General features: G+C 72.1%; 21 protein-coding genes. 8 read left to right on the top strand and 13 right to left on the bottom strand.

Annotated elements, in window-relative coordinates:
- Positions 1-184: 184 nt before the first annotated feature.
- The 4 genes from AB0C38_RS23115 to leuC all read right to left on the bottom strand — a co-directional run bounded on the left by AB0C38_RS23115 (position 185) and on the right by leuC (position 6,548).
- Entirely contained in the window at positions 185-3,040 is a 2,856-nt protein-coding gene (locus AB0C38_RS23115) for a BTAD domain-containing putative transcriptional regulator (RefSeq protein ID WP_360676735.1), read from the bottom strand.
- Positions 3,041-3,570: 530 nt separating this feature from the next.
- Positions 3,571-4,248: an HU family DNA-binding protein gene (locus AB0C38_RS23110; protein ID WP_360676733.1), complete on the bottom strand. Its 678-nt coding sequence runs from the start codon at positions 4,246-4,248 to the stop codon at positions 3,571-3,573.
- Between the two features lie 229 nt (positions 4,249-4,477).
- A complete protein-coding gene (leuD, locus tag AB0C38_RS23105) occupies positions 4,478-5,080 on the bottom strand; it encodes a 3-isopropylmalate dehydratase small subunit (protein ID WP_360676731.1) in 603 nt (200 codons plus the stop codon).
- Between the two features lie 34 nt (positions 5,081-5,114).
- The gene (gene leuC / locus AB0C38_RS23100; RefSeq protein WP_360676729.1) at positions 5,115-6,548 is read right to left on the bottom strand and encodes a 3-isopropylmalate dehydratase large subunit; all 1,434 of its coding nucleotides are present in this window, start codon (positions 6,546-6,548) and stop codon (positions 5,115-5,117) included.
- Positions 6,549-6,692: 144 nt separating this feature from the next.
- On the opposite strand from leuC, the gene AB0C38_RS23095 reads away from it, so the two are divergent.
- Positions 6,693-7,394 (top strand): IclR family transcriptional regulator, encoded by a 702-nt coding sequence (locus tag AB0C38_RS23095; RefSeq protein ID WP_051183801.1) that lies wholly within the window; start codon positions 6,693-6,695, stop codon positions 7,392-7,394.
- 37 nt (positions 7,395-7,431) lie between these two features.
- Here AB0C38_RS23095 and AB0C38_RS23090 read toward each other — a convergent pair whose 3' ends face one another.
- Positions 7,432-7,746, bottom strand: coding sequence for a nuclear transport factor 2 family protein (locus AB0C38_RS23090; RefSeq protein WP_360676727.1), 315 nt, complete (start codon positions 7,744-7,746; stop codon positions 7,432-7,434).
- Positions 7,747-7,846: 100 nt separating this feature from the next.
- Here AB0C38_RS23090 and AB0C38_RS23085 point away from each other — a divergent pair, with 100 nt between their 5' ends.
- Positions 7,847-8,095, top strand: a complete 249-nt coding sequence (locus AB0C38_RS23085) for a hypothetical protein (protein ID WP_360676725.1) — start codon at positions 7,847-7,849, stop codon at positions 8,093-8,095.
- 58 nt (positions 8,096-8,153) lie between these two features.
- Positions 8,154-8,714 (top strand): hypothetical protein, encoded by a 561-nt coding sequence (locus tag AB0C38_RS23080; RefSeq protein WP_360676723.1) that lies wholly within the window; start codon positions 8,154-8,156, stop codon positions 8,712-8,714.
- A 6-nt stretch (positions 8,715-8,720) separates the two neighbouring features.
- On the opposite strand, the gene AB0C38_RS23075 is transcribed toward AB0C38_RS23080, so the two are convergent.
- Positions 8,721-10,784, bottom strand: a complete 2,064-nt coding sequence (locus tag AB0C38_RS23075) for a glycoside hydrolase family 3 C-terminal domain-containing protein (protein WP_360676721.1) — start codon at positions 10,782-10,784, stop codon at positions 8,721-8,723.
- 161 nt (positions 10,785-10,945) lie between these two features.
- On the opposite strand from AB0C38_RS23075, the gene AB0C38_RS23070 reads away from it, so the two are divergent.
- Positions 10,946-11,443 (top strand): hypothetical protein, encoded by a 498-nt coding sequence (locus AB0C38_RS23070; protein ID WP_360676719.1) that lies wholly within the window; start codon positions 10,946-10,948, stop codon positions 11,441-11,443.
- 144 nt (positions 11,444-11,587) lie between these two features.
- Here the strand turns inward: AB0C38_RS23070 and AB0C38_RS23065 are convergent, their stop codons facing one another.
- Positions 11,588-11,956 (bottom strand): VOC family protein, encoded by a 369-nt coding sequence (locus AB0C38_RS23065; protein WP_360676717.1) that lies wholly within the window; start codon positions 11,954-11,956, stop codon positions 11,588-11,590.
- 62 nt (positions 11,957-12,018) lie between these two features.
- Here AB0C38_RS23065 and AB0C38_RS23060 point away from each other — a divergent pair, with 62 nt between their 5' ends.
- Entirely contained in the window at positions 12,019-12,471 is a 453-nt protein-coding gene (locus tag AB0C38_RS23060; RefSeq protein ID WP_360676715.1) for a MarR family transcriptional regulator, read from the top strand.
- Here the strand turns inward: AB0C38_RS23060 and AB0C38_RS23055 are convergent.
- Genes AB0C38_RS23055 through AB0C38_RS23040 form a run of 4 tightly spaced genes read right to left on the bottom strand, consistent with a single transcriptional unit; the run spans position 12,468 to position 19,785 of the window.
- Positions 12,468-13,445 (bottom strand): hypothetical protein, encoded by a 978-nt coding sequence (locus AB0C38_RS23055; protein ID WP_360676713.1) that lies wholly within the window; start codon positions 13,443-13,445, stop codon positions 12,468-12,470. The two genes, AB0C38_RS23060 and AB0C38_RS23055, sit on opposite strands and share 4 nt — an antisense overlap.
- Positions 13,442-16,846 carry an SMC family ATPase gene (locus AB0C38_RS23050; protein ID WP_360676711.1) on the bottom strand — a complete coding sequence of 1,135 codons (3,405 nt, stop codon included), beginning with the start codon at positions 16,844-16,846 and terminating at the stop codon, positions 13,442-13,444. Before AB0C38_RS23050 ends, AB0C38_RS23055 begins: the two co-directional genes overlap by 4 nt.
- Before the next feature lies 1 nt (position 16,847).
- Positions 16,848-18,008 (bottom strand): exonuclease SbcCD subunit D, encoded by a 1,161-nt coding sequence (locus AB0C38_RS23045; RefSeq protein ID WP_360676709.1) that lies wholly within the window; start codon positions 18,006-18,008, stop codon positions 16,848-16,850.
- Between the two features lie 34 nt (positions 18,009-18,042).
- Positions 18,043-19,785 carry an ATP-binding protein gene (locus AB0C38_RS23040; protein ID WP_360676707.1) on the bottom strand — a complete coding sequence of 581 codons (1,743 nt, stop codon included), beginning with the start codon at positions 19,783-19,785 and terminating at the stop codon, positions 18,043-18,045.
- 707 nt (positions 19,786-20,492) lie between these two features.
- On the opposite strand from AB0C38_RS23040, the gene AB0C38_RS23035 reads away from it, so the two are divergent.
- The 3 genes from AB0C38_RS23035 to AB0C38_RS23025 all read left to right on the top strand — a co-directional run bounded on the left by AB0C38_RS23035 (position 20,493) and on the right by AB0C38_RS23025 (position 22,530).
- Positions 20,493-21,155, top strand: coding sequence for an HU family DNA-binding protein (locus tag AB0C38_RS23035; protein WP_360676705.1), 663 nt, complete (start codon positions 20,493-20,495; stop codon positions 21,153-21,155).
- 589 nt (positions 21,156-21,744) lie between these two features.
- Positions 21,745-21,924 (top strand): hypothetical protein, encoded by a 180-nt coding sequence (locus AB0C38_RS23030; protein WP_360676703.1) that lies wholly within the window; start codon positions 21,745-21,747, stop codon positions 21,922-21,924.
- A 195-nt stretch (positions 21,925-22,119) separates the two neighbouring features.
- Positions 22,120-22,530, top strand: a complete 411-nt coding sequence (locus AB0C38_RS23025) for an Lsr2 family protein (protein ID WP_360676701.1) — start codon at positions 22,120-22,122, stop codon at positions 22,528-22,530.
- A 190-nt stretch (positions 22,531-22,720) separates the two neighbouring features.
- Here AB0C38_RS23025 and AB0C38_RS23020 read toward each other — a convergent pair whose 3' ends face one another.
- Positions 22,721-23,782: a hypothetical protein gene (locus tag AB0C38_RS23020; RefSeq protein ID WP_360676699.1), complete on the bottom strand. Its 1,062-nt coding sequence runs from the start codon at positions 23,780-23,782 to the stop codon at positions 22,721-22,723.
- 228 nt (positions 23,783-24,010) lie between these two features.
- A complete protein-coding gene (locus AB0C38_RS23015) occupies positions 24,011-24,682 on the bottom strand; it encodes an HU family DNA-binding protein (RefSeq protein ID WP_360676697.1) in 672 nt (223 codons plus the stop codon).
- Positions 24,683-24,697 lie beyond the last annotated feature (15 nt).

Below are 24,697 nucleotides of genomic sequence, written 5' to 3'. Positions count from 1 at the left end.
GGCGGCGGCAGCAGCCCGAACGTCATGAACGAGTCGTTCATGACGTCGGACGAGGTGAACGAGTCGTTCATGACACCGCCGAACATGCCCTCCGAACCGCGCAGGGGAACCCCACCGCCCCAAGACAGCGCCGTGACAGTCGATCTTGGTGTACTGGGTCCGGGTCCCGCTGGGCTGCGCCGGGCTAGGGGTACGGCGCATCCCGGGACGGGGGTCTGTCTGTCGGCACCGTCGCCAGCAGGGCCCGGATCTCCGGGATGCGGGGGTCGCCGAGGCGCTGGCAGACGGTCAGCGCCTCGGCCCAATGCTCCCGTGCCTCCCGGCCGCGGCCGGTGCGGAGCTTGAGGCGGCCGAGGGTGATCCGGACGTCGATGGTGCCGTAGTCGGCGTTCAGCTCCTTCAGCTCGGTGAGCGCTTCCAGGCCCGCCTTCTCCGCTTCATCCTGCCGCCCGGCCCCTTCGAGCGCTTCGGCGACGTTTCCCAGCGCCAGCGCCGCGTGGTAACGGTCGCCCAAGTCGGCGAAGGCCTGGTGCGCGGCCTGCGCGGCTTCGGCGGCGTTGTCGTAGTTGCGGAGGCCGATGCGGCTGGCGCTGACGTTCAGGAGGGCGTGCGGCACGAACGTTCGCTGGCCGTGGTCGCGGGCGAGCCGGACCGCCTGGAGGGCGTAGCGCTCGGCTTCGGCGTACTCGGCCCGGACGTAGTACGCGCCGGCGAGGTTGGAGAGGATCGCCACCGCCAGCGCGGTGCCGTCGCCGGCCTCGGACGCCGCGCGCGCTTCCTCCAGGGCTTCGAGGGCCTTGTCGGGCTGGAGGGTGCGCAGGTAGGCCGAGCCGAGGTTGTTGGCGCTGTACTGCAGGCCGGTGTTGTCGCCCGCGTCGCGGGTGGCGGTGACGGCCGTGCGGGCGGTCGTGATCCAGTCGTCGCGGTCGTGGCGTTCGGCGAAGAACCCGCGCAGCAGCCAGGCGAGCTTCCAGGCGTGGGCGATGAAGCCGTTCTCGGCGGCGACGCCGACCAGCGCGGTGAGGGCCGCGCGTTCGGTCGTGTACCAGGCGATCGTCTGTTCGTGCTGGGTGAACCGGATGGCGGGCACCGGCGCGGGGCCGAGCGTGATGTCGTCGGTGATCAGGTCGGGGCGGACGAGCTTGGTCCCTTCCGCGACGCTCGCGAGGTACCAGTCGAGGAGCCCGCGCCGCGCGCCCGCGCGTTCGGCCGCCGTCGTCTCGGTTTCGACGAGCTCGGCCGCGTAGACGCGCAGGAGGTCGTGGAACTGGTAGCGGTCGGTGCTGGGCTGGTTGAGCAGGTGCGCGGAGGCGAGCTGGTCGGCGAGCTCGCGGGCCTCCCGCAGGTCCGCGCCGGCCAGCGCGGCGGCCGAGGACAGGCTAAAGCCGTGGCCGGGGTGCAGGCCCAGCAGCCGGAAGAAGCGCGCGGCGGCCGGGCGCAACGCCTTGTACGACCACGAGAACGCGGCCCGCAGGTCGGTGCCGGCGTCCTGCGGGTCGCGCAGGGTGTCGAGCCGCAGCCGCTGGTCGCGCAGCTCTTCGACGATCCCCGCGAGCGAAACGCCGGAAAACCGCGACGCGCGTTCCCCGGCCAGCGCCAGTGCCAGCGGAAGACGGCCGCAGAGCTGGACGAGCTCGGCGACGGCGGCGGGTTCGGCGGCGAGGCGCTGCGGTCCGACGCTGCCGGCGAGCAGCGCGGTGGCGTCCTGGTCGTCGAAGGAGCGCAAGACGATCCGGCGGGCACCGTCGCGCGCGACGACGCCGCGCAGCTGGTTGCGGCTGGTCACGACGACGAGGTTGCCGGGGCCGGGCAGCAGCGGCCGGACCTGGTCGGCGTCGCGCGCGTTGTCGAGCAGCATGAGCGTGCGGCTGCCGGCCAGCCGGCTGCGCAGGAGTGCCGAGCGTTCCTCCACTGTGGAAGGCAGGGTCTCGGGCGGCTCGCCGAGGGCGCGGAGGAACCCGGCCAGGGCGGCGACCGGGGTGACGGGCGTGTCCGCGGAATGTCCGCGCAGGTCGAGGAACAGCTGACCGCCGGGGAAGCGGTCGCGGACGCGGTGCGACCAGTGCACGGCCAGCGACGTCTTCCCGACCCCGGCCGTCCCTTCGATGACGACGATGCCGGACGCGCCGCCGGGCGGCAGGCGGTCGAGTTCGGCGAGTTCGGAGCCGCGGCCGGTGAAGCCGGCGACGTCGAAGGGCAGCTGCCGCGGCACGGTGTGGCCGGTGGGTTCGGTGTCGGCGGCGAGCAGTTCGGCGTGCAGGCGGCGCAGGTCCTCCCCCGGCTCGACGCCCAGCTCGTCGGCCAGCAGCGAGCGAAGCCCGGCGTAGCGTGCGAGCGCTTCGGCGCGGCGGCCGGACCGGGCCAGGACGCGCACCAGCCGTTCCCACAACGACTCCCGCAGCGGGTGCTGGGCGACGAGGTCGGTGAGCTCGGCGACGAGCCGGGCGTCGGGGACGAGCCCGGCGTCGAGGTCGATGCGCTGCTCGACGGCGAAGAGGTACCGCTCGGTCAGCAGCGGGCCCCATTCCGCGGCCAGCGCGGGGGATCCGACGCCTTCGAGGGGCGCGCCACCCCAGGCGGCGAGCCCGGCGGTGAGCAGTCCCCGGCGACGCGCGGGTTCCGTCGCGGCGGCGGCCTGGTCGAGGGTGCGGAGGAAGCGCAGCGCGTCCACCCGGGACGGGTCGACGACCAGCCGGTACCCGTCCGGTTCGGTGACGACGGTTTCTTCGCCGCACAGCCGCCGCAGGCGCATGACGTAGGTCTGCAGGCTGCCGCGGATGTGCGCGGGTGGCTCTTCGCCCCAGACGCCGCGCGCGAGAGCGTCGATCGACACCAGGCGACCCGCGGACAAGGCCAGTGTCGCGAGCAGCGCGCGCTGCCGGGAACTGGTCAACACGACCGGCGAACCGCCGACGAGCGCCTGGAACGGGCCGAGCAGCCGGATGTCGATGGTGGTCGCCCCCAGGTTCGCACGCCGCCGGGCACCGCCGGACGCGGACCCCGAGGAGGGCAGCGTGGCATCACTCGGCCGGGCGCTCAAGCAACTTTGCGAAATTGGGCGGAACCGGTCCCGGGCCCGCCGGGTGGTCCGAGCGAGTGGTGCACGGGTCCCGTTCGGACGGCGGATCTTGGCAGCAGGTAACGCGGGTATGAGCCCGATTCCCCGGCCACACGAGCCGGATCGCGTACCTGGGAAGTCGGTTCGCGTACCTGGACAGTCGGCTCGCGTACCTGGCGGGTCGGCTCGCGTACCTGGGCAGTCGGTTCGCGAGTGCCCCTCCGAGTATTCGAAGCCGCTCCCCGAGCACGCGAGCTGGCCTTGCCGGCACACGAACCGACTCCCCGTGTACGCGAGCCGACTCCCTGGGTACGCGAGCCGACGCTCCAGGCACACAAGCCGACCCTCTGGGTACGTGAGCCGGATCGCTTCTCCCCCACCTGCCCCGGAAACGCGGTTGGGCCCCGCGAGGCACGCGGGGCCCTACCGGAAAAGTCACTGGCTCAGCGGGGGTAACCCCCTGGGGGACCCCCGATTTCACATTACCGCAGGGGTACGACAGTTTCGGGTGGTCAGCTCTTCTTCGCTGCCGTGGTCCGCCGGGCAGGAGCCTTGGCGGCCGTGGTCTTCCGGGCCGTGGTGGTCTTCGTGGCCGTCGCGGCCGGCTTCGCGGCCGTGGTCTTCCGCGTCGTCGTCGCAGGCTTGGCGGCCGTCGACCGGGCCGCGGTCGTCTTCGCCGCCGTCGTCTTCGGGGCTGCCTTGGCCCGGGTCGTGGTCGTCTTCGGGGCCGTCTTCGCCGCCGTCGCACGCGTTGTCGTCGCCGGCTTCGCCGCCGTCGCGCGAGTGCGCGTGGCCGTCGCGCGAGCGGCAGCCGGCTTGGCCGCGGCCGCGCGGGGCGTCGTCGCCCGCGCTGTCGTCGCCGCCCGGGTGCCGGCGGCGGCGCGCTTGGCGGGCGCGGCCTTGGCCAGCTTCTTCGCGCCGGAAATGACGTCCTTGAACGTGGTCCCCGCGCGGAACGCGGGCACGTTGGTCTTCTTGACCCGCACGGCCTCACCGGTGCGCGGGTTCCGGGCCGTCCGGGCCGCGCGAGCGCGCTTCTCGAACACCCCGAAGCCGGTGATGTTGACCTTTTCGCCCTTGTTGACCGTCCGGATGATGATGTCGACCAGACCGTCGACCGCCTCGGAAGCGGCCTTCTTGTCGCCCAGGCGCTCCGTCAGCGCCTCGATCAGCTGGGCCTTGTTGGCCATACCAGTCCTCCAAGAAGGAAGTACTCGTCCACGGCCGCGCAGGGCCGACTAGCGACACGGTATTACCAAGGCAGCACAAATTCCAGCCGGTCCACGGAAACTTTCCCTTGCCCGGGGGCGGGTTCCGCCGCGCGAAGCGGCCCTCGAAGGAACCGCGGGAGAGCCGTCCGGCCTAGACCGAAGAAGGCGGAATCCCTTGTTTGCAAAGGGATTCCGCCTCCGTCGGAGACTAGCTCGCGGCGACCGGCGTGGTCGTCGGCTTCCAGGACGGGCGGGCCGCCTCGAAGCCGTCGATCTCACCGGCATGGCGCAACGTCAGAGCGATGTCGTCGAGGCCTTCGAGCAGCCGCCAGCGGACGTAGTCGTCGATCTGGAACGGCGCGGTGAAGTCCTTGGCCCGCACGGTCTTGGTCTCGAGGTCGACCGTGACCTCGGTGCCGGGCTCGTTTTCGAGCAGCTTCCAGAGCAGTTCGACGTCGTGCTGCTCGCACTGCGCGGCCACCAGGCCGCCCTTGCCGGAGTTGCCGCGGAAGATGTCGGCGAACCGGGCGGAGATGACGGCCTTGAAGCCGTAGTCCATCAGCGCCCAGACGGCGTGCTCGCGGGACGAGCCGGTGCCGAAGTCCGGGCCCGCGACCAGCACGCTGCCGCTCTTGAACGGCTCGGTGTTGAGGATGAAGTCCTGGTCACCGCGCCAGGCGGCGAACAGGCCGTCCTCGAAGCCGGTCCGGGTCACCCGCTTGAGGTAGACCGCCGGGATGATCTGGTCGGTGTCCACGTTGGACCGGCGCAGCGGGACGCCGATGCCGGTGTGCTGGGTGAACGGTTCCATGGTGGGAGCTCCTCTCAGAGAGGTCGGCAGGAGGTCAGCGGGCGGCGGTCAGCAGGTCTTCCGGCGACGACAGCGTGCCCCGCACGGCCGTCGCGGCGGCCACGAGCGGCGAGACCAGGTGCGTCCGGCCGCCCTTGCCCTGCCGGCCCTCGAAGTTGCGGTTCGACGTCGACGCGCTCCGCTCGCCCGGCTTCAGCTGGTCCGGGTTCATGCCCAGGCACATCGAGCAGCCGGCCTGGCGCCACTCGGCGCCCGCGTCGGTGAAGACCGTGTCCAGGCCCTCCTCCTCGGCGGCCTTGCGGACGCGCATGGAGCCGGGAACCACCAGCATCCGGACCGAGTCCGCCACCTTCCGCCCGCGCAGCACCTCGGCGGCGGCCCGCAGGTCCTCGATCCGGCCGTTGGTGCAGGAGCCGAGGAAGACGGTGTCCACCGAGATCTCGCGCAGCGGCGTGCCGGGCTTCAGGTCCATGTAGGACAGGGCTTTTTCAGCGGCGATGCGGTCGTTCTCGTCCGGGATCTGCTCCGGGTCGGGCACGTCGGCGCCCAGCGGGAGGCCCTGGCCGGGGTTGGTGCCCCAGGTCACGAACGGCGTCAGCGCGCTCGCGTCGAGGTGCACCTCGGCATCGAACTCGGCACCGTCGTCGGTGCGCAGCTGCCGCCAGTTTTCGACCGCCGTGTCCCAGTCGGCGCCGCTCGGCGCGTGCGGGCGGCCCTTCAGGTACGCGAACGTCGTCTCGTCCGGGGCGATCATCCCGGCGCGGGCGCCGGCCTCGATCGACATGTTGCAGACGGTCATCCGGGCTTCCATCGAAAGCGCTTCGATGGCCTTGCCGCGGTACTCGAGGATGTAGCCCTGGCCGCCGCCGGTGCCGATCTTGGCGATCACCGCGAGGATGATGTCCTTCGCCGTGACGCCGGGACGCAGCTCGCCGTCGACCGTGATCGCCATCGTCTTGAAGGGACGCAGCGGCAGCGTCTGGGTGGCCATGACGTGCTCGACCTCGGACGTGCCGATGCCGAAGGCGATGCCGCCGAACGCGCCGTGCGTGGAGGTGTGGCTGTCGCCGCAGACCACGGTCATCCCGGGCTGGGTCAGGCCGAGCTGCGGGCCGATGACGTGCACGATGCCCTGCTCGGCGTCACCCATCGGGTGCAGCCGGACACCGAACTCCTTGCAGTTGCGGCGAAGGGTGTCGACCTGGGTGCGCGAGACCGGATCGGCGATGGGGAGGTCGATGTCGACGGTCGGGACGTTGTGGTCCTCGGTCGCGATGGTGAGGTCGGGGCGGCGCAGCGGCCGCCCGGCCAGCCGGAGGCCGTCGAAGGCCTGCGGGCTGGTCACTTCGTGCAGCAGGTGGAGGTCGATGTAGAGCAGATCCGGTTCGGCGCCTTCCCCTCGGCGCACGAGGTGGCTTTCCCACACCTTCTCCGCCAGTGTGCGGGCCTTGCCGGTCGGGCTGGTCATCTCCGGCTCCTTCCACGGTTCGACGTCGGAACTCGGGCGCGCACCGCAGGGGCGTGATGCGAGCCGCGAAGGAGGGGCGCAGCTCGAGTTCAGGGTTTTCCCAGATGCTGGACTTCCCAAAGTACGGGACGCTAGTATCGGGTCGTGGGACAGCATAGCGGTATCGGAGTACTGGACAAAGCAGTGGCCGTTCTGCAGGCGGTCGCGGACGACCCCTGCGGCCTCGCGGAACTGTGCACGCGGACGGGCCTGCCCCGGGCCACCGCGCACCGGCTCGCGGTCGGGCTCGAGGTGCACCGGCTGCTGCGCCGCGGTCCGGACGGCCGCTGGCGCCCCGGTACGGCACTGGCCGAACTGGCCGGCGGTTCGACGGACCCGCTGCTCGACGCGGCGGGCGTGGTGCTGCCGAAACTGCGGGACGTCACCGGGGAAAGCGTGCAGCTCTACCGCCGCGACGGCGTGCAGCGCGTGTGCGTCGCGACGGCGGAGCCGCCGAGCGGGCTGCGCGACACGGTCCCGGTGGGCTCGCGGCTGCCGATGACGGCCGGCTCGGGCGCGAAGGTGCTGGCTGCGTGGGCGGATCCGCACACGCAGCGCACGATCCTGGCGGACGCGGTCTTCGGCGAGCGGACGCTGCTGGAGGTGCGCCGCCGCGGCTGGGCGCAGAGCGTGGCCGAACGCGAACCGGGCGTGGCCAGCATTTCGGCGCCGGTCCGCGATTCGGCGGGCACGGTGGTGGCCGCGGTGTCGGTGTCGGGCCCGATCGAGCGCATCGGCCGCAAGCCGGGGGCGCGCTGGGCGGCGGACCTGCTCGCGGCGGCGGATGCGTTGCAGGAACGCCTGTAACTCCCGCCCCAGGAGTCACACGGGTGGTGCGGTGAAGTCAGGCCTGGCCGGTTTCGAAGCGCGCCACCTTGCCGTCGCGAACGGTGAACGCCCACCGCGTCCGCATCGCGCCCCACGTCGAGTTCGAGTAGTTCGCGACGAACTTCCGCCCTTCGTCCTCCGCGGTCTCCACCTCGAGGTGTCCCCGGCTGGAGAAGATCTCCCGCTCGGTCCAGTCCGCGAGGTCGCGGTCCGTCCCGTCGTCGGACATCGTCGCGTCCGGGGTGAGCGCGGCCTGGAACGCTGTGCGGTCGCCCGCGTTCAGTGCGTCGACGAACGCACGCACCGCCGGGTCGCCGATCGAATCCGTCATGAGGTCATGGTGCACCGTTCGGGGGAACCTCGCGAAAGCTGCGTATTCGGTGACGGCGGTCACGTCTCCTTCAGGACAGCACCACGGAGGGGGAAAGGCCATGTTGACCAGAAGGGCGCTGGCGATGCTGCGGGCCGTCGGCGCGGGGCGGGCCGAGCTGACCTGCAGCTGCGAGCCGGATCTACGGGTGGACGGGCTGCCGTGCTGCGACCAGGCGACGGCGCACGACCTGGCGCACGCCGGGCTGATCCGGCCGGCGCGGGGGCCGGTGGTGGCGGTCGGGCAGTGGACGCGCGCGGAGCTGACCGACGACGGCAGGCTCGCGCTGGGCGGGACGCTCGCCGCTTGAGGCAACCGCCGGGCCGCCTCGCGCGTGTATCCGCAAAGAGTCACCGCGAGGGGAAGTCATGAGGATCGTTCCGGGACTGCTCGGCGCCTGCCTGCTGCTGACCGCGTGTTCGGAGCCGGGCCCGCCCGCGCCGGCCGTGACGGTGACGGCCCCGACCACGGCGCCGTCGGTCGACCCGGCGACGCTCGACTGGCTGGACGGCTTCTGCTCCGCCATCCACGGCTACCGGAAGCGCACCAACGCGGAGGCGGCGCCGTCCGAGCCCGGTTCGGTGGTGGAAGTGCAGAAGGCGCTCAGCGAGCAGCTGGGCGGTATCGCGGACCGCACGGGCGAAGTGGTCGACCGGCTGACGGCGCTCCCGCCGGCCCCGGTGCCGCTGGCCGAAACGGTCCGGAAGGCGTTCCTCGCGAAGTACACGACGGCCCGCGACCGCGCCCGCGACGCGAAGACGGCGTTGGACCGCGCGAAGACGGGCGACGTGGCCTCGCAGGACCCGGCGATGAAGGCGCTGGAGCAGGCCCAGCAGGACGTCGACGGCACGTACGACCCGGTCGCGCCCCTGGTGGAGTCCCGGGAGCTGATGCTCGCGGCGGCGAGCGCACCGGGCTGCAAGGCCTGATCGCGGTCAGCGCCGCGCGAGCGGCGCCCGCAGCGGCAGCGACCGCGACGAGTCGCCCACCTGCACCGTGAACCCGCCCTTCACCGGCCGCCACGCGTGGCTGCCCGTGTCCCACACCGAAAAGTCGCGCGCGTCCAGCTCGATCGTCACCCGGCGGGCCTGTCCCGGCGCCAGCTCCACCCGCGAGAACCCCTTCAGCTGCCGCGGCGGCTCGCCCGCGGCCGCCGGGAAGCCCAGGTACAGCTGCGCCACCTCGGCGCCCGCCCGCTTGCCCGTGTTCCGGACCGTGAACGTCGCCGTCGCGCCGTCGCCGGTGGTGCGCACCGAAAGCCCGGAGAACGCGAACGTCGTGTACGACAAGCCGTGCCCGAAGGGGAACAGCGGCGCGCGGCCCTGCGCGTCGAACCACCGGTAGCCGACCTGCAGCCCTTCCGAGTACGCCGCGACGCCGTCGACGCCCGGGAACTGCGCGGCCGTGTTCGCCGGGGTGTCCGCATCCGCCGCGGGGAACGTGATCGGCAGCTTCGCCGACGGGTTGACGTCCCCGAACAGCACGCTCGCCACCGCGGCGCCGTCCTGCTGGCCCGGGTACCAGGCCTGCAGGATCGCCGGCACCGAAGACGCCCACGGCATCAGCACCGGCCCGCCGCTCTTCACCACGACCACGGTGTGCGGGTTCGCCGCGGCGACCGCCGCCACGAGGGCGTCCTGGTCACCGTCCAGCGCCAGGCTCGGCCGGTCCTTGCCCTCGGCCTCGTTGTCGCCGACCATCACGACGCTGACGTCCGCGGTCCGCGCCAGCTCGGCCGCGCGCGCCGGGTCGCTGCCGTCGTCGAGGGTCACCGCGGCGCCCGGAACCCGCTGCTGCAGCCCCGGCAACGGGTCCACTGTGGACGTCGGGATGACGGCGGAGCTGCCCCCGCCGCCGGTCTTGGCCTGGGGCGCGAACGGCCCGATCAGCGCGATCGACCGCACCGCACGGTCGTCGAGCGGCAGCTGGGCGTGTTCGTTGCGCAGCAGCACCATGCCGCGTTCGGCGAACTGCTTCGCGGCGGCGTCGTGCTGCGCGACCGGCAGCGGGGAGAGCACCGGCGGGTGGTCGAACTGCCCGAACGCGAACATCGTGCGGAACCGCGGCAGCAGCAGCTCGTCGACGCGCTGTTCGCTCACCTGCCCGGCGAGCACGGCCTGCTTCATCTTGTCGCCGTACCAGGTGCCGTCGATCATTTCGAGGTTCATGCCCGCGTTCGCCGACCCGACGGTGCTGTGCGCGGCACCCCAGTCGGACTGGATGAACCCCTTGAACCCCCAGTCGTCGCGCAGCTTGTCCTGCAGCAGGGCCGGGTTCTCGCACGTGAACACGCCGTTGATCTTCGGGTAGGCGCACATCACCGAGCCCGCGTGGCCTTCGGTGACCGCCTGCTCGAAGTGCGGCAGGTAGAGCTCGTTGAGGGTGCGTTCGTCGATGTGCTCGTCGATGCTCTGGCGCTGGGTCTCCTGGTTGTTCGCCGCGTAGTGCTTGACCTCGGCGATGGTCCCGTTCTCCTGGATGCCGCGGATGTCGGCGGCGCCCATGTCCCCGACGAGCACCGGGTCCTCCCCCATCCCCTCGAACGTCCGGCCGTTGCGCGGGACGCGGGCGATGTTGATGTCCGGGCCTTCGGACACGTTGTGCGCGAGCGCGCGGGTCTCGTCGCCGATCAGGCGGCCGTAGCGGCGCGCGAGGCCGGTGTCGAACGTCGACGCCAGCGCCATCGTGGCCGGCAATGCGGTCGCCGGCTTCTGCGGTTTGTCGTCGGCCGGGCCCATGCCCGCCGGGCCGTTGGCGATCCGGAAGCCGGGTACGCCCAGACGCGGGACGGGCGGCACGAACCGCTGGTGCTCGGCGTCGGGCTGCAGGTGCAGCTGGGAAATCTTCTCGTCGAGGGTCATCGCGGAGACGAGCTCCGCGGCGCGGCGGTCGGGCGACTGGCGGGCGTCGCGCCAGGGCTGCGCGTCCGCGGCCGCCGTGGCCGGCGCCGCCAGCGACAACCCCAGTACCGCAGCAAGAACGAGCCGGCCGTTGCGCATCGAGTCTCCCTCGCCACCGAACGGATCAACGGCGGCCAAGCTAACGCATACGTGACGGGGAAACATAGACTCGATAGTCGTTCACGTACTTGAACATTAGCGTGGCTCAACCGTTTTCCCGGCTCAAGCGTGGAAGAGACGAGCAGGAGAGGGGACTGATCATGCTGAAGAAAACACTGATCGGACTAATGGCCGCGGGGGCGGCGACACTCGCGCTGGCGGCACCGGCCGCGGCGGACCAAGCCGTCGTGTGGTCGCTGACCCAGCAGGTCGAGCCCGGCGGGCAGCTCCAGGCCGTCGTGTTCGCGGAGTGGGAAGTGGGCTGCACGCCGTCCGGGCCGGTCACTTCGAAGGGCTTCACCGCGCCGCTGAGCTGGACCGAGGGCGGCAACTGGGGCCGGCACGCCGGGTACACGAAGGCGGTCCGGCGGCCGGGCACGTACACGGCTTCGTTCCCGTGCACCGACGGCCGGAAGGCCACCGGTTCCTTCACCGTCACGGGCACCCCGCCGCCGACGAGCAGCTCGGCCGAGCCGAAGCCACCGACCACGACGAAGCCGAAGCCGCCGACAACGTCGAAGACCGCCAAGCCGGCGAAGCCGCAGGTCAGGGTGAAGCCGGCGGGCGCACCGCAGACGGGGGACGGCTCGCAGAGCTGATCCTCCACAAAGGACACCCCGGGACCGGCGTGGCCCCCAGGCCCGCCGCCCCGGGGCCGCCCACCCCCAGAGGGCGGATTCCGGCCCGGCGGAGCACCTCGCCCCGTCGGGCCGGTCTAAGCGAGGCAGTCGACGCGCGCTTCTTCAGGCGCGGTCGTGGAGCGTGACCTGGTAGCCGTCGGGGTCGGCGAAGGTGAACGTCCGACCGAAGGGGCCGTCGATCGGCGCGGAGACGATGGGGTGGCCGCCGGCGACGAGAGCGTCGTGAATGGCCTGGACGTCGGTGGCGTGGAGCCAGATCGCGGCGCCGATGCCGGGTTGGGCGACGGAGGCGAGGTCGGTGCCGGGAACGACGTCGCGGAGGGCGAACGCGATCGGCTTCGTCTCGAAGACGACGGCGTGCGGAGGTCCCGCCGGCGAGCGGACGAGGCCGAGGTACTGCTCGTAGAACGCCCGCGAAGCGTCGAGATCGCGCGCCTGGAGCGAGATGAAGTCGGGGCCGGTGACGGGCATGATGTTACTCCTTCATTCGTGTCAGTCTTCTGACACGGGTCAACCTATGTCAGAATACTGACATGAGTCAAGACGGTGTCGACCTGGACAAGTCCCTGGGCTATCTGCTGAAGGAGGCGTCCAGCGCCCTGCGCGCGGCCATGGAGGAGGTGCTGCGGCCGCTCGGGATGACCGTGACGCACTACTCCTGCCTCGAGCTGCTGGCTCAACGACCGGGCTTGTCGAACTCCGAGCTCGCGCGGGGCGCGTTCGTGACCCGGCAGTCGATGAACGTGCTGCTCCAGGCCCTGGAACGAGAGGGCGACGTGACCAGGCCCGCGGCGGCACCCGTCGGGAAGGTGCTTCCCACGCGGCTCACGCCTCGCGGACGGCGGAAGCTCGAGAAGGCGACCGCGGCGGTCCGGTCCGTCGAGGTCAGAATGCTGGCCGGCCTGACCGGGGCCGAGCAGTCAGGCGCGTTCCGGATCCTGCGGAGCATGGTCGATTCCCTGCGCGAGAGCGACGACAGTGCCTAGCGGGCCGCGGCCACCCGCAGCGCCCGGTACACGAACTGCTGATCCCCCAGCCGATGCCGCAGGTCACGCTCCAGCCCCGCGATCGGGTACAGGTTCTGCGGTGCCCGCGAGTCCTTGTACTCCACCGACGCGAACCGGCCCAGCAGCGACTGCGTGAGGTTCGCCAGCCCGGCCACCTCGTCGCGTCCGAGGTGCGGTGCCGCCTCCACGCGCACCACCCCCGACCACGGCGGCCCGCCGACCGACGGCAGGCGCAGGTACCAGGAGTGCCGGACCCACGTCGTGCCCATCAGGAACACCGGCGTGCGCTGGTGCGGGTCCAGCCGGCCGACCATCGCGTTGAGCTCGCCCGGCAGGTACGTCGTCTGGTGGCTCTTGATGAACCCGACGGCCCGGGGCAGGTGCGTGCGGCCGCTCAGCGGGCCGTCGACGACGAGCAGGTCACTGCGGACGTGGCCCGAGATCGCCTCCCGCGCGTCCATCGCCGTCTTCAGCTCGGTCTCGGCCAGCTGCTCCTGCAGCGCGGACGAGAGCACCACCGCCAGCGGCTTGTCGTCCTTGGCCGTCGCGCGGAACGCCTCGTACAGCCCGGCCGAGGTCGAGATCCCGGCGGCCTCCGAGGCGACCGTGAACAAGCCTCGCCGGACGTCGTTCGCGACGACGTGCGCGCGTCCCTCGCAGCAGCACACCACTCCGGCCGCGTAGGACGCGCAGAGCCCGATGGACGCCGAGTTCATCCCCGCGGCGTCGTCGATCCAGACGCGGGCGTCGATCCGGCGGACGCCGTCGACGAACAGCACCGCCTCGGGCGGCGACACCGGCGACGGGTCGATCGGCGCCCATTCTTCCGCCGGCACCTCGACGTCGAGCTCGACCTCGGCCCCGGACCGCGCCAGCTCCTCGGCCTCCATCGAGCTGCCGTAGCCCGGGTCCCACGAGTCGACGCTGAAGTTCATCCCGGCCACGGCGGTCATGCGCCCTCCCTGCTGATGTGCGAGCCGGTGCCGTCGCGGGTGACCTGGAACCGCACCGGCACGCGCTCGGCGAGCGCCGGCACGTGCGTGATCACCCCGACCATCCGCGAGCCGGTGGCCGACAGGTTCTCCAAAGTGGAAGCCACGACGTCGAGGGTGGCTTCGTCCAGCGTCCCGAAGCCCTCGTCGAGGAAGATCGACTCGAGCTTGGTCGCGCCGTCCGCCGCCATCGCCCCGAGCTGGGACGACAACGCGAGGGCCAGCGAAAGCGACGCCTGGAACGTCTCCCCGCCGGACAGCGTCTTCACCGGGCGGCGGGCGTCGGCCTCGTTGTGGTCCACCACCAGGAAGTCGCCCTTGTCGTGGGTCAGCTCGAACTGGCCGCCGGAAAGTTCGAGCAGCGACGCCGACGCCTCGGCGACGAGCGTGTCGAGCGCCCCGGCGATCAGCCAGCGCGGGAATTTGTCCGAGCGCAGGAGATCCGCGAGCAGCCGCGCGACCTGCGCTTCGGACTCCGCGGCCGTGATGTCGCCGTGCAGGCCCGCCACGCGCGCCACGCGCCGCTTCATCTCCGTGTGGTCGCCCTCGGCCCGCGCCCGCGCGGCGGCGACGGCCACCGGGACGCGGTCGCGCACCGCGCCGGTTTCGTCCAGGGAAACCCCGAGCGCGGTGACCTCGTCGACGACCGCGCGTTCGGCCACCCGCAGCCCTTCGGCGGCTTCGCCCTCGGCGGTGGCGGCGGCGGCCAGCCGGTCCCGGTGCTCGTTCGCCTGCCCGGCCGCCCAGTCCGTGAGTGCGGTCCAGGCACCGAGAAGACTGTCGCCGTCGATCGGCGGGGCGCCCAGGCCGACCAGCGGGTCGCGGGCCCGGGACAGCCGCTGCCGTTCGGCGGCGACCTGTTCGGCGATGCGCGCCTGGGCTTCCGCGGCTTGTTTCGCGGCCGCGCGGGCGGTCCGCAGGTCCGCGTCGGCCGTCTTCGCGGCTTGTTCGAGTTCAGTCACCTTCGCGAGCTGCTCGGCGACCACCTCGGCGGAGGGCGCTCCATCGAGAGTGTCGACCAGTTCGCCGTGCCGGCGCCGGGTGGTCGTCAGCGCGGTACTCGCCGACTGCTCGGCCAGTGCCGCCTCCGAAGCCCGCTTCCGCCGTTGCTCGGCGTTCCCCTCGGCGGTCTTGAGGTCCTCCGCCGCGACGACGGCATCCTTGCCCGCGGCTTCGGCGGCCGCTTCCAGCGAAGCCAAGGCCGTCCGACGCTCTTCCACCTCGGAAGCCGCCCACGCGGTGAGGCGTTGCCAGCCCGCCGGGACGTCGCCGTCGTCGACCGCGGGCGCGCCCAGCTCCACCAGGGGATCGCGGGCCGCCCGCAGCGCTTCCCGGGCCGCCGCGAAGGACTTCTCGACGACGTCGGCTTCGTGCTGCGCCGCCGTGCGGTCGGCGCGGGCCGCCGCCAGTTCCTTGTCCGCGGCCTTCGCGACCTCGGCGACGCGGGTGCGGCCATCGATGGTCGCGGACAGCCACTCGCCCCGCGCGCGCACGGCCGCGACGAGGTCCGCGAAGTCCTGCTCGGTGAAGGAAGCCTCGACCGGGCGCAACAGCACCGCCGACTCGGGCGGACCTTCGACGTCGGCCAGCACCGCGCGCAGTTCTTCCGCCTGCGCGGCCGCCGACGCGGCCGAGTCGGCGTCGCGGTCCGCGGCCCGCTCCAGCTTGCGCAGCGCGGACTCGGCGGTGGCGCGGCCCCGTTCGACCGCCTCGAGGCGTTCCCGCGCCTCGGCCAGGTGCGCGTGGCCGCCCGCATCGGGCAGCGTCGCGACTTCCTGCTCGCACACCGGGCACGGGTGCCCGACGGCGAGCCCGGCCCGGAGGCTCAGCGCCTGCCCGGCCCGTTCGGCTTCGGTCACCGCCGACTTCGCCGCGACGACGTCGGCATCCGCGCCGGCGAAGGCGGTTCGCGCCGCTTCCAGTTCTTTCCGGCGAGCCGACTGCTCCGGCGCGGCTTTCCGTTGCGCCTCGCACAACGCGTAGAGCGTGCGGGCGTCGGACCGTGCCGACGCCAACGGGGCGACGTCCGGCTGCGCGGCCAGCGCCGCGCGCGCTTCGGCGTCCGCGGCCTCGGCCGCACGCAGGCGCGCGTCGGTGTCCGCGGCACGCTTCGCCACGCGGGCCGAATCCGCCGACAGGTCCCCGAGATCCGCCGGCGGCTTCAGCCCGGCCAGCCGGTCGCGGTCCTGCCGGGCTCGCGCGGCTTCGGCGGCGGCGTCCTCGGCAGCCCTCGCCGTGGTGTCCCGGATCTTGCGGGCCGCGTCGACGGCGGACACCGCTTCGGCCACCGCCGCGGTCGCGGCCTCCTTCGCTTGCGACGCCGTCTTCGCGGCCTCTTCCAGGCTGGGGAGTGCCTTCTCGGCCTCGGCCAGCTCCGTGCGGGCAGAACGGATCCGTTCCAGTTCTCCGCGGGCGGGAGCGGCGGCGAGCGCGGCACGAGCCGCTTCGTCCGCGGTTTCGGCCGTCTCCAGCCCCGCGCGTGCCGTCGTGCCCGCGTCCGCCGCGGTGCGGCGCCGGGTCTCGAGGTCTTCGACGCCGTCCGGGCGTTCCAGCGCGTCGAGGACGCCCAGCTCCCGCGTCAGCGTCGCGACGAGCTGCCGCGCTTCGTCGTGCGCGCGAGTCGCTCCGGACAATCCCGGCAGCGCCGCGGTGACTCGGGAGTCCAGGTCCGCGAGCGCCGTCATCCGCGCGGAAAGCTCTTCGACGGCCTCTTCCGTCGCGTCGGCGTAGCTGCCGAGCTGTTCGGCGAGGACGGCGGCGCGCTGCTTCTGCTGCTCCGCCGTGAGGCCGGCCCGGCGGCCGATCCGCTCGTAGACCTCCAGGCCCAGCAGCTTGATGAGGATCTTCTGCCGGTCGGCGGCCTTGGCGTGCAGGAACTCCGCGAAGTCGCCCTGGGGCAGCGCCACGCAGGTGCAGAAGTGCTTGAACGTCAACCCGAGCAGGCGTTCGACGGCCGGGGTGACCTCGGAGTCCGCGGCGACCGGGTCGGCGTCGTCCTCGGCGCCGCCGAGCGCGGTGGGGTCGGCGAGCCGTTCCAGGCGGACGTTCTTCACGCTGACCGTGGGTTTCTTCCCGCCGCTGCGCCGGACTTCGCGCACGACGTGGTAGCGCGTGCCGCCGGCGTCGAAGACCAGCCGCACGGTGGCGCGGTTCGCCGTCGGGGCGAGCGCGGGCGCGACGAGCCCTTCGTGGTCCCAGCGCGCGACAGAGCCGTAGAGGGCGAAGGTGAGCGCGTCGATCACAGTGCTCTTGCCGGCGCCGGTCGGCCCGACGAGCGCGAAGTAGTCCGTGTCCTCGAAGCTGACTTCGGTCTTGTCGCGGAACGACGCGAAGCCGGTCATCTCCAGCAGCACAGGCCGCATGTCACACCCCGCTCGTCTCTTCGTCGTGCAGCCGCGCGAAGAGCGACTGGACACGCTTGTCCTCGACCGTCCGCTCCTCGCAGTAGGACGCGAACAGCTCCCCCGGCGAACGGTCCGCGATCGCGCGGTCGCCGCCCGCCGTCGTCACCGGTGCGGCGAACTCCGGGTCGATGCGGATTTCCAGGGCGTTCGGCAGGGCTTCCTGGATCTCCTCGCGCAGCCCGGCCCTGGTCGCTTCGCGGACATAGACGCGCAGGTAGTCCTCGCCGAACTCCGCCGCCCGGGCGACGAGCTCGGCCACCGTGCCGTGGACGGTCCGCAGCCGCCGTCCGGCCGTGATCGGGATTTCCGTGATCTTCGCCGGCGTCGTCGGCGTCACCTCCACGGCCAGGACCACGCTCTTGTTGTCCTGCTCGCCGAAGTCCACGGCGAACGGCGAACCGCTGTAGTGCACCGGGCAGGCGGCGGGCAGGGACTGGCGCCGGTGCAGGTGGCCGAGGGCGACGTAGTGCGGATCGGCGCCGAACGCCGTCGCGGGCACGTGGTACTCGAAGATGGACTGCGCCGCGCGCTCGCCGCCGCCCATCGTCCCGCCGGTCACCGTCAGGTGCGCCATGACGAGGTTCACCGCGCCGGCGGAGAACCCGGACTTGAGGTGCTCCAGGATGTCGCGCACGCGCTGGTCGTACTCGCCGACGTTGTCCGCCGGGGTCCCGGCGAGCAGCTCGGCCGCGCGGACCGCGTAGCGCTGGGAAAGGAAGGGCAGGACGGCGACGTTGACGCGCTCGCCGGTCGAGCGCGCGTCGAACGACACGACCCCGCCGTCGGCGACCGGCCGCGGGTTCCCGGTGAGGTGGATGCCCGCTTTCCGCAGGAGCGGCCGGTACGCCTCGAACGTCGCCGCGTGGTCGTGGTTCCCGGCGATCGCGACGACCTCGGCGCCGGTGTCGCGCAACGCCATCAGCGCCTGGACCACGAGCTCCTGCGCGGCGGCCGACGGCGCCGACGTCTCGTAGAGGTCACCCGCGACGAGGATCGCGTCGAAGGCCTCGTCGCGCGCGATCCGGACGATCTCGCCGAGCACGGCGCGCTGTTCGTCCAGGCGGTTGCGGCCCTTGAGCGTCTTGCCGACGTGCCAGTCGGAGGTGTGCAGGAACTTCACGCGGCGTCCTTGCTTCCGTGCGGACAGGAGTCGGTCAGAACGGCGGCGGGTCGTCGCCGAACGGGTCGCTGCTTCCCGTCGGCAGACCCGCGAAGGGATCGGACTTCTTCGACGCCACCGTGGTCGTCGGCACCTTCCCGGCCTCGGAAAGCCGCGTGGCCCAGGCCGGGAACGGGAAGCCGACGGCGATCGGCACCGGGATCTCCGGCTGGCTCACGAACATCGTGCCCGGGGTGGCGAGCGTCGCGCGGACCCGCTGGCTGGCCGGGAGGAAGCCGTACTCGGGGCGCGAAGCCTCCGCGGCGTCGAGGCGCCCGACGATCCGCACCGAGCTGTTGCTGACGATGCGGCGCTCGACCTCGCTGGCCGTCTGCTGCGCGCCGATGAGGATGACGCCGAGGGAGCGGCCGCGCTCGGCGATGTCCAGCAGCACCTCCTTGATGGGGCTGCTGCCTTCGCGCGGCGCGTACTTGTTCAGCTCGTCCAGCATGGTGAACAGGAGGCCGCCGGGGCCGGCCGCCTCCTTGCGCGCGGTCTCCGCGGCGAGCGTGACACCGACGACGAACCGCTGCGCGCGCTCGACGAGGTTGTGGATGTCCACGACGGTCACCTGCTGGTTCTCCGTCGACAGCTGACGTGCGGGGTGATCGGTGAGGTCGCCGCGGATGAGGCCGTTGAGCGCGCGCTGGCTGGAGCGCAGGCGCCGGATGAACGCGTTGACCGTGCCCGCACCGGTGACCGCACCCGCCCAGCTCGCGCGGGTTTCCTCGTCGGTGACGCGCTCGCAGATGACGTCGACGAGTTCGGCGTAGGTGCGGCAGAGCACGCCGTCGACGTTGGCGGCGCCGTCCTTGCCCGCCGGGGTGCTGTCCAGGCGCAGGCGGTTCGCGACCTGGTGGATGACCATCGTGTACTGGTTGCGCTCGTCCTCGGCGTCGGCGAAGACGTAGGGCAGCAGGTCCTTCGCGCAGAACTCGGCGATGGTCCACCAGAAGGCGCCGACGCCCGAGGTCCGCCCGGTGACGTAAGGCTTCCCCGTGGTGTCCGACGGCGTCGGCGGCGCGAAGAACCCGGTCGACGCGAAGGGCTCCGCGGGCAGGCCGAGCTTGGCGTACTCGGCCTTGAGCTTCTCGTCGAGGTGGATGTTCGGGGTGTCGAGGAACAGCAGGTCCTCGCCCTTCACGGAGAACACCAGGGCCTTGGCGTTGTGGGCGTTGGGCAGGGCGCCGCCGCGGAAGATCGAGTGCAGCAGGAACAACGCGAACGACGTCTTGGTGGCGACGCCCGAGACGCCGCTGATGCTGACGTGCGCGCCGCGCGTGCCGTCGAGGAAGTCCATGTTGAGGTAGACGGGTTCGCCGTCCCGGCCCAGGCCGACCGCCACCTGGCGGGTCATGTTGTCGAAGTACAGCGCCTGCGCGCGATCCTCCCCCACGGCGCGCTGGACGACGGCCCCCGGCCGCGGCGGCACGTAGCACTCGGGCTCGACGCGGGTGGTGGCGATCTCGGCGATCTCCTGCACCTGCGCGGGCAGGACGCCGTCGGAGATCAGGAAGACGTCGCTGCCGAAGCTAGCGCCCTCGTGCCTCGCGCTCACCTGCGTCACGACGCCGAAGGACGTGACTTCGCCCAGGCCGGGGAGTTCCCGCCGGGTGACCACGACGTCGTCGAGCTGCAGGTAGGCCTCGGGATCGATGGCCACGTGGAACTGAAGCGGCGTCGAGTCCTCGGTCCCGGCCACCCGGCCGACCACGGTCGTGAGCGTCTCCTGGTCCACGGTTCTCCCTGTCCGCCCGGCGCTTCCTCCGGCCGCAGACTAGCTCGCCGGGCCGACAGTCCCGCGCCCAACACGGCGTTGTGGCGGTGCCGTCCGGGGCCGGGCCCCTGGCGCGCCGACACGGAACGGAGTGGTCACGGCTGGGCCGAACGAGTGAGTTCACCCTACGGGGAAGATCTTTTCGGCACTGCCGGTGTTCCCGGCGCGGGCACACCGGTTGCGCCGCAACGGGCCTCGCCGCACCCCCGGGAGGTCGCTCGGGGCGGCCGGGGCGTTACTGCCTTGGCCCCACTGCGAAGCGGCGTCGCCGGGCCCCTCCCGGACGCCCCGGCGACCCCGGCGGCGGGCTCGCCGGCGGGCCCGGGATCCCCCGCCGCTGCGCGGGATCGGGCTCGGGTGGCCCCCGTCACCCGCCGGAAGGCCCCCCACCCGGCGTGTCGCGAAAAAAAGTCTCCGGAGGGGCCCTGGTCCTATATGGACGACCACTGTGGACGGCACTGTCACAGGGTTTTGCCTGCTCAGGGCCATGGTCGAGATCCGGGTCGCATTCCGGTGCGCTTCCGGAGAAGGTCGTTCAGGAGCCGGAACCAGCGGTCTCGCAAGGAAATATTTCGACCCCCGGTTGGATTTTGTGCGGTATTGGTAATACCGTGTGCAGTGTCGGCCGAGATGGGCCGTGACTAGTAGTTCCACTATGGAGGACTGGAATGACGAACAAGGCCCAGCTGATCGAGGCGCTGTCGGAGCGTCTGGGCGACAAGAAGGTGGCTTCGCAGGCCGTTGACGGTCTGGTGGACATCATCATCCGGACGGTCAACAAGGGCGAAAAGGTCAACATCACCGGCTTCGGGGTGTTCGAGAAGCGGGCCCGTGCGGCGCGTACCGCTCGTAACCCGCGCACCGGTGAGGCCGTCCGCGTCAAGAAGACGAACGTGCCCGCGTTCCGCGCCGGCACCACCTTCAAGGACGTCATCTCCGGCTCCAAGAAGCTGCCGAAGGCCACCCCGGTCAAGCGCGCCACCGCGGCGAGCACGACCACCCGTGCGGCCGTGGCCAAGGCGTCCGCGCCGGCCAAGACCACCAGCACGCGGGCCACCACGCCCCGCGCGGCCGCGGCCAAGCCGGCCACCGCCCGCGCGACGGCCACCCGGACCCGCGCCACCGCGGCGAAGCCGGCCGCCAAGGCCACCGCCACCAAGGCGGCCCCGAAGACCGCGGCCAAGGCTCCGGCCAAGGCGACCGCGGCCAAGGCCACCACCACGCGGGCGAAGGCCGCCGCCAAGCCGGCCGCGACCAAGACCGCCGCGGCGAAGAAGCCGGCCGCTGCCAAGGCCCCGGCCAAGCGCACGTCGGCTGCCAAGAAGAAGTAACCGGATTTCATCCCGGAAGGGCCCCGCACCAGCAGGTGCGGGGCCCTTCGGCATTTCCGGGCAAGCGCGAGGAAACAGCGTTCGCGCCGGGAGGGCACCACACCGGCAGGTGCGGTGCCCTCGGCGTTCCCAGGCAAGCGAGCGGAAACAGCATTGGCGCCAGGAGCACGGCAGGGCCTCACACCCGCCGACGCGGTGCCCTCCGCGTTTTCGTGGCGGCGCCGAGGTAAACAGCGTTCGCGCCAGGAGCGCGGAACCGGTCCCGGCCAGCCGTTCACCAACACCGCCGCGCCGGGAGAATTCGGGCACGGAGGACCGGGCGCCCGAGACCTTTCCGGCGCCGGGCATACGGACCACCCGGCCGGGTGGGCTGCCCCTGGGACCGCGTCACGCGCTTCAAGCCCGCGTGGGCGTGAGATCACCGCGGCAGCGGCGGTACGGCCGTCTGCGCCGCCCTCAGCGCCGGCCTCGGAATCGGTTTCCGGAATGCCGCACGAAAGAAACGATCACCGCCCCGACGGTTGCGCTCCCACCCCGGCGGGTAGCCGCAAGTGAGGAATTGTCCGAAGACCCCCGGCAAGGAGTGGTGATGGCCGCGAACGAGAAGCACGACGACCCCGACGCGGAGCTCGCCCGCTCCCGGCAGCACATCGAAGAGGCCAAGGAAGCCGCCGCGAAAGTGGACCTCGCGGACCCCGCCGATGAGGCGCCGGAGACGGATCCGCCCCACCACCAAGGCGAGCAGGGCTCGACGCCGTCCGGGACGTAGTCCGGGAAATGCCGGAAGGCTCCACAGTGGAGCCGCCGTGAAGCGTCCTTTCAGGACTACCGAATCGCGGGATGTGCCGGGGAAATTGCCGTACCGATCTCCGGGTGGATACACTCCACCCAAGAACGTCGGCCATTGTGCAACTTGTCACACGTCACGTTCCCCGGACGCACATCCAGCTTGAGGAGCATTCCCGTGGCCCAGAAAGTCCTCGTCGAGATCCTGGACGACATCGACGGCAGCACCGCCGCCCAGACCGTTCAGTTCGGCCTCGACGGCGTCACCTACGAAATCGACCTTTCGGACGGCAACGCCTCGGCCCTGCGCGACGAGCTCGCCCGCTACATCGCGGCCGGCCGGCGCATCGGCGGCCGCAAGGTGCGCGTCGCGACGGGCCAGTCGACCACGACGAGCACGACCGACCGCGAACGCAACCAGCAGATCCGCGCCTGGGCCAACGCGAACGGCTACGAGGTCTCCGAGCGCGGCCGCCTTTCGTCCGAGGTGATCTCGGCCTACGAGCAGGCCCAGGTGGCCGAGACCGAAGCCCCGGCGGCGCCGCGCAAGCGCACCCCGCGCAAGAAGGTCGCCGCCGCCAGGAAGTGACGGCGGTGGCGGGCAGATCACTGGGGAGAGATCGCGGCGCCCGGCCCGTCGGCGGCAAGGACGAACCGTCCTCGCCGCCGACGGAAGCCATTTCCCGCGGGTCCCTGTCCCGCGAAACATGAATCACCGGCGCGACCATTCGGGATCGCGCCCCACCGGGCGGTGCGCCCGATTCCGGGCCCCTCTGAGCTCAGCCCAGGCGGAAGCTGCCCACGCAGGGGTAACCCGGCAGGCCGGCCTTCGACGGCTTGCCCTCGTGCGGGTAGCCCAGCAACCACAGCTGCCCGGTCGCCGCCACGTTCGCGGACAACGAGATGTCGGCGACGAGCCGGAACCGCGTCTGCCGGCCGTCCGGGTGCAGCGCCCAGCCGCTCAGCCGGGCCACCCCGCGAGTACGCGGCACGAACGGCGCGTCGAGCGCGACCCGCAGCTCCACCCACGTGTCCTCGGTGATCGGCCGGCGGACCCGCAGGATGCTCACGCCCATCAGCAACCCCAGCAACAGGAACACCCCGCTCCCGCCGGCGATGCCGCCCACCGCGCCCGGGCCCGTGAAGCCGTCGGGGTCGAACTCCACGGTCGGCAGGACGGCGAACCCCGCCACGCCCAGCACCAGGAACGTCACCCCGGAGACGGCCATCCGCCGGACCTGGTACGCCCGGTGCGCGGCGAGCACCGGATCCTGCCGCGGCGGCGTCGGACGGCGCGAGATGAGCTCCACGGGCGTCGCCCCGGACGTCGCCGTGTCCTCGATCCGCCCGGCCCGCAACCACATCGCGCCGGGCGCGCGGACGAACACCTGCCGTCCGCCGCCGAGCACCCACAGCCGCCGCTCACCGGCCAGCTGCACCCTCGGCCCATCGGGGAGCCGGGTCCGCAGCCAGCGCCCGTCCGGCAGCCGCACGGACACCCGCGACCCCTTCGCGAGCAGCCCGTCCGGGGCGACGTCCAGCCGGCGGTACGGCTCCCCGGCCAGGCGCCGGACCCGCCGGTAGACGGTCAGGACGTAACTCCACAGCACGAATGAGCTGCCGAAGACGACGAAGTAGAAGTAGGGCAGCGTGCTCCCCAGCTGTTCGGTCAGCGCGAGCAGGACACCGAAGGCGAGGAGCAAGCCACTGAGCCCCATACGGAGGACGGTCGCCGAGGTCAGCTGCCGGATGTAACCGGCGAACAGCGGCTCGGCCCCCGACGGCAGGTTCGGCACGGGTTCTTGGACGCGGACTCTGCCCGCGTCGGAAGCGATGTCCATGGTTCGTCGTCCCCAGTCGGTGCGTGTGCTCGGCCGGAAGCGTACCCGGCCGTGGCGAAGGGAAAGTCCCGGAGACATCGGCGACCTGCTAGTACGCGACCGTTCCCGTCGCGGCGGGCTTCCGCGCGATCCTTTGGCGGGTCATGGTGATCGGCGCGCCCTGCAGGTGACGGAACGCCGAAGGGCCCCGCACCTGCTGGTGCGGGGCCCTTCCGGGATGAACTCGAGTTACTTCTTCTTGGCGGCCGACGTGCGCTTGGCCGGGGCCTTGGCAGCAGCGGTGGTCGTCTTCTTCGCCGCGGCGGTCTTGGTCGCGGCCGGCTTGGCGGCAACGGCCTTCGCCCGCGTGGTGGTGGCCTTGGCCGCGGTCGCCTTGGCCGGAGCCTTGGCGGCGGTCTTCGGGGCCGCCTTGGTGGCGGTGGCCTTCGTGGCCGGCTTCGCCGCGGCCGCACGGGTCCGCGTGGTCGTCGCCCGCGTGGTGGCCGGCTTCGCGGCGGCGGCCCGCGTGGTGCGGGTCGTCGTCGCCTTGGCCGGAGCGGCCGCAGCCGCGGTCTTGGTGGCGGTCGCGCGGGTCGCCGTGGCGGTCGCGCGCTTGACCGGGGTGGCCTTCGGCAGCTTCTTCGAGCCGGAGATGACGTCCTTGAAGGTGGTGCCGGCGCGGAAGGCGGGCACGTTGGTCTTCTTGACCTTCACGGCCTCACCGGTGCGCGGGTTGCGCGCGGTGCGAGCGGCGCGGGCGCGCTTCTCGAAGACACCGAAGCCGGTGATGTTGACCTTTTCGCCCTTGTTGACCGTCCGGATGATGATGTCCACCAGACCGTCGACGGCCTGCGAAGCCACCTTCTTGTCATCGCCCAGGCGCTCCGACAGCGCCTCGATCAGCTGGGCCTTGTTCGTCATTCCAGTCCTCCATAG

The sequence above is a fragment of the Amycolatopsis sp. NPDC048633 genome, from assembly GCF_040650695.1.
Classification (GTDB): Bacteria; Actinomycetota; Actinomycetes; order Mycobacteriales; family Pseudonocardiaceae; genus Amycolatopsis.
Note: the sequence above shows the minus strand (reverse complement) of the source record. Positions and strands in the feature narration are given on the sequence as shown.

Bases quoted from the DNA above. Each gene is read 5' to 3' on its own strand.
- AB0C38_RS23035 (WP_360676705.1), top strand. From the start codon at position 20,493: ATGACGAACAAGGCCCAGCTGATCGAGGCGCTGTCGGAGCGTCTGGGC.
- AB0C38_RS23030 (WP_360676703.1), top strand. From the start codon at position 21,745: ATGGCCGCGAACGAGAAGCACGACGACCCCGACGCGGAGCTCGCCCGC.
- AB0C38_RS23090 (WP_360676727.1), bottom strand. From the start codon at position 7,746: ATGACGGATTCGATCGGCGACCCGGCGGTGCGTGCGTTCGTCGACGCA.
- AB0C38_RS23015 (WP_360676697.1), bottom strand. From the start codon at position 24,682: ATGACGAACAAGGCCCAGCTGATCGAGGCGCTGTCGGAGCGCCTGGGC.
- leuC (WP_360676729.1), bottom strand. From the start codon at position 6,548: ATGACCAGCCCGACCGGCAAGGCCCGCACACTGGCGGAGAAGGTGTGG.
- AB0C38_RS23080 (WP_360676723.1), top strand. From the start codon at position 8,154: ATGAGGATCGTTCCGGGACTGCTCGGCGCCTGCCTGCTGCTGACCGCG.
- AB0C38_RS23070 (WP_360676719.1), top strand. From the start codon at position 10,946: ATGCTGAAGAAAACACTGATCGGACTAATGGCCGCGGGGGCGGCGACA.
- leuD (WP_360676731.1), bottom strand. From the start codon at position 5,080: ATGGAACCGTTCACCCAGCACACCGGCATCGGCGTCCCGCTGCGCCGG.
- AB0C38_RS23065 (WP_360676717.1), bottom strand. From the start codon at position 11,956: ATGCCCGTCACCGGCCCCGACTTCATCTCGCTCCAGGCGCGCGATCTC.
- AB0C38_RS23110 (WP_360676733.1), bottom strand. From the start codon at position 4,248: ATGGCCAACAAGGCCCAGCTGATCGAGGCGCTGACGGAGCGCCTGGGC.
- AB0C38_RS23020 (WP_360676699.1), bottom strand. From the start codon at position 23,782: ATGGACATCGCTTCCGACGCGGGCAGAGTCCGCGTCCAAGAACCCGTG.
- AB0C38_RS23060 (WP_360676715.1), top strand. From the start codon at position 12,019: ATGAGTCAAGACGGTGTCGACCTGGACAAGTCCCTGGGCTATCTGCTG.
- AB0C38_RS23050 (WP_360676711.1), bottom strand. From the start codon at position 16,846: ATGCGGCCTGTGCTGCTGGAGATGACCGGCTTCGCGTCGTTCCGCGAC.
- AB0C38_RS23055 (WP_360676713.1), bottom strand. From the start codon at position 13,445: ATGACCGCCGTGGCCGGGATGAACTTCAGCGTCGACTCGTGGGACCCG.
- AB0C38_RS23075 (WP_360676721.1), bottom strand. From the start codon at position 10,784: ATGCGCAACGGCCGGCTCGTTCTTGCTGCGGTACTGGGGTTGTCGCTG.
- AB0C38_RS23085 (WP_360676725.1), top strand. From the start codon at position 7,847: ATGTTGACCAGAAGGGCGCTGGCGATGCTGCGGGCCGTCGGCGCGGGG.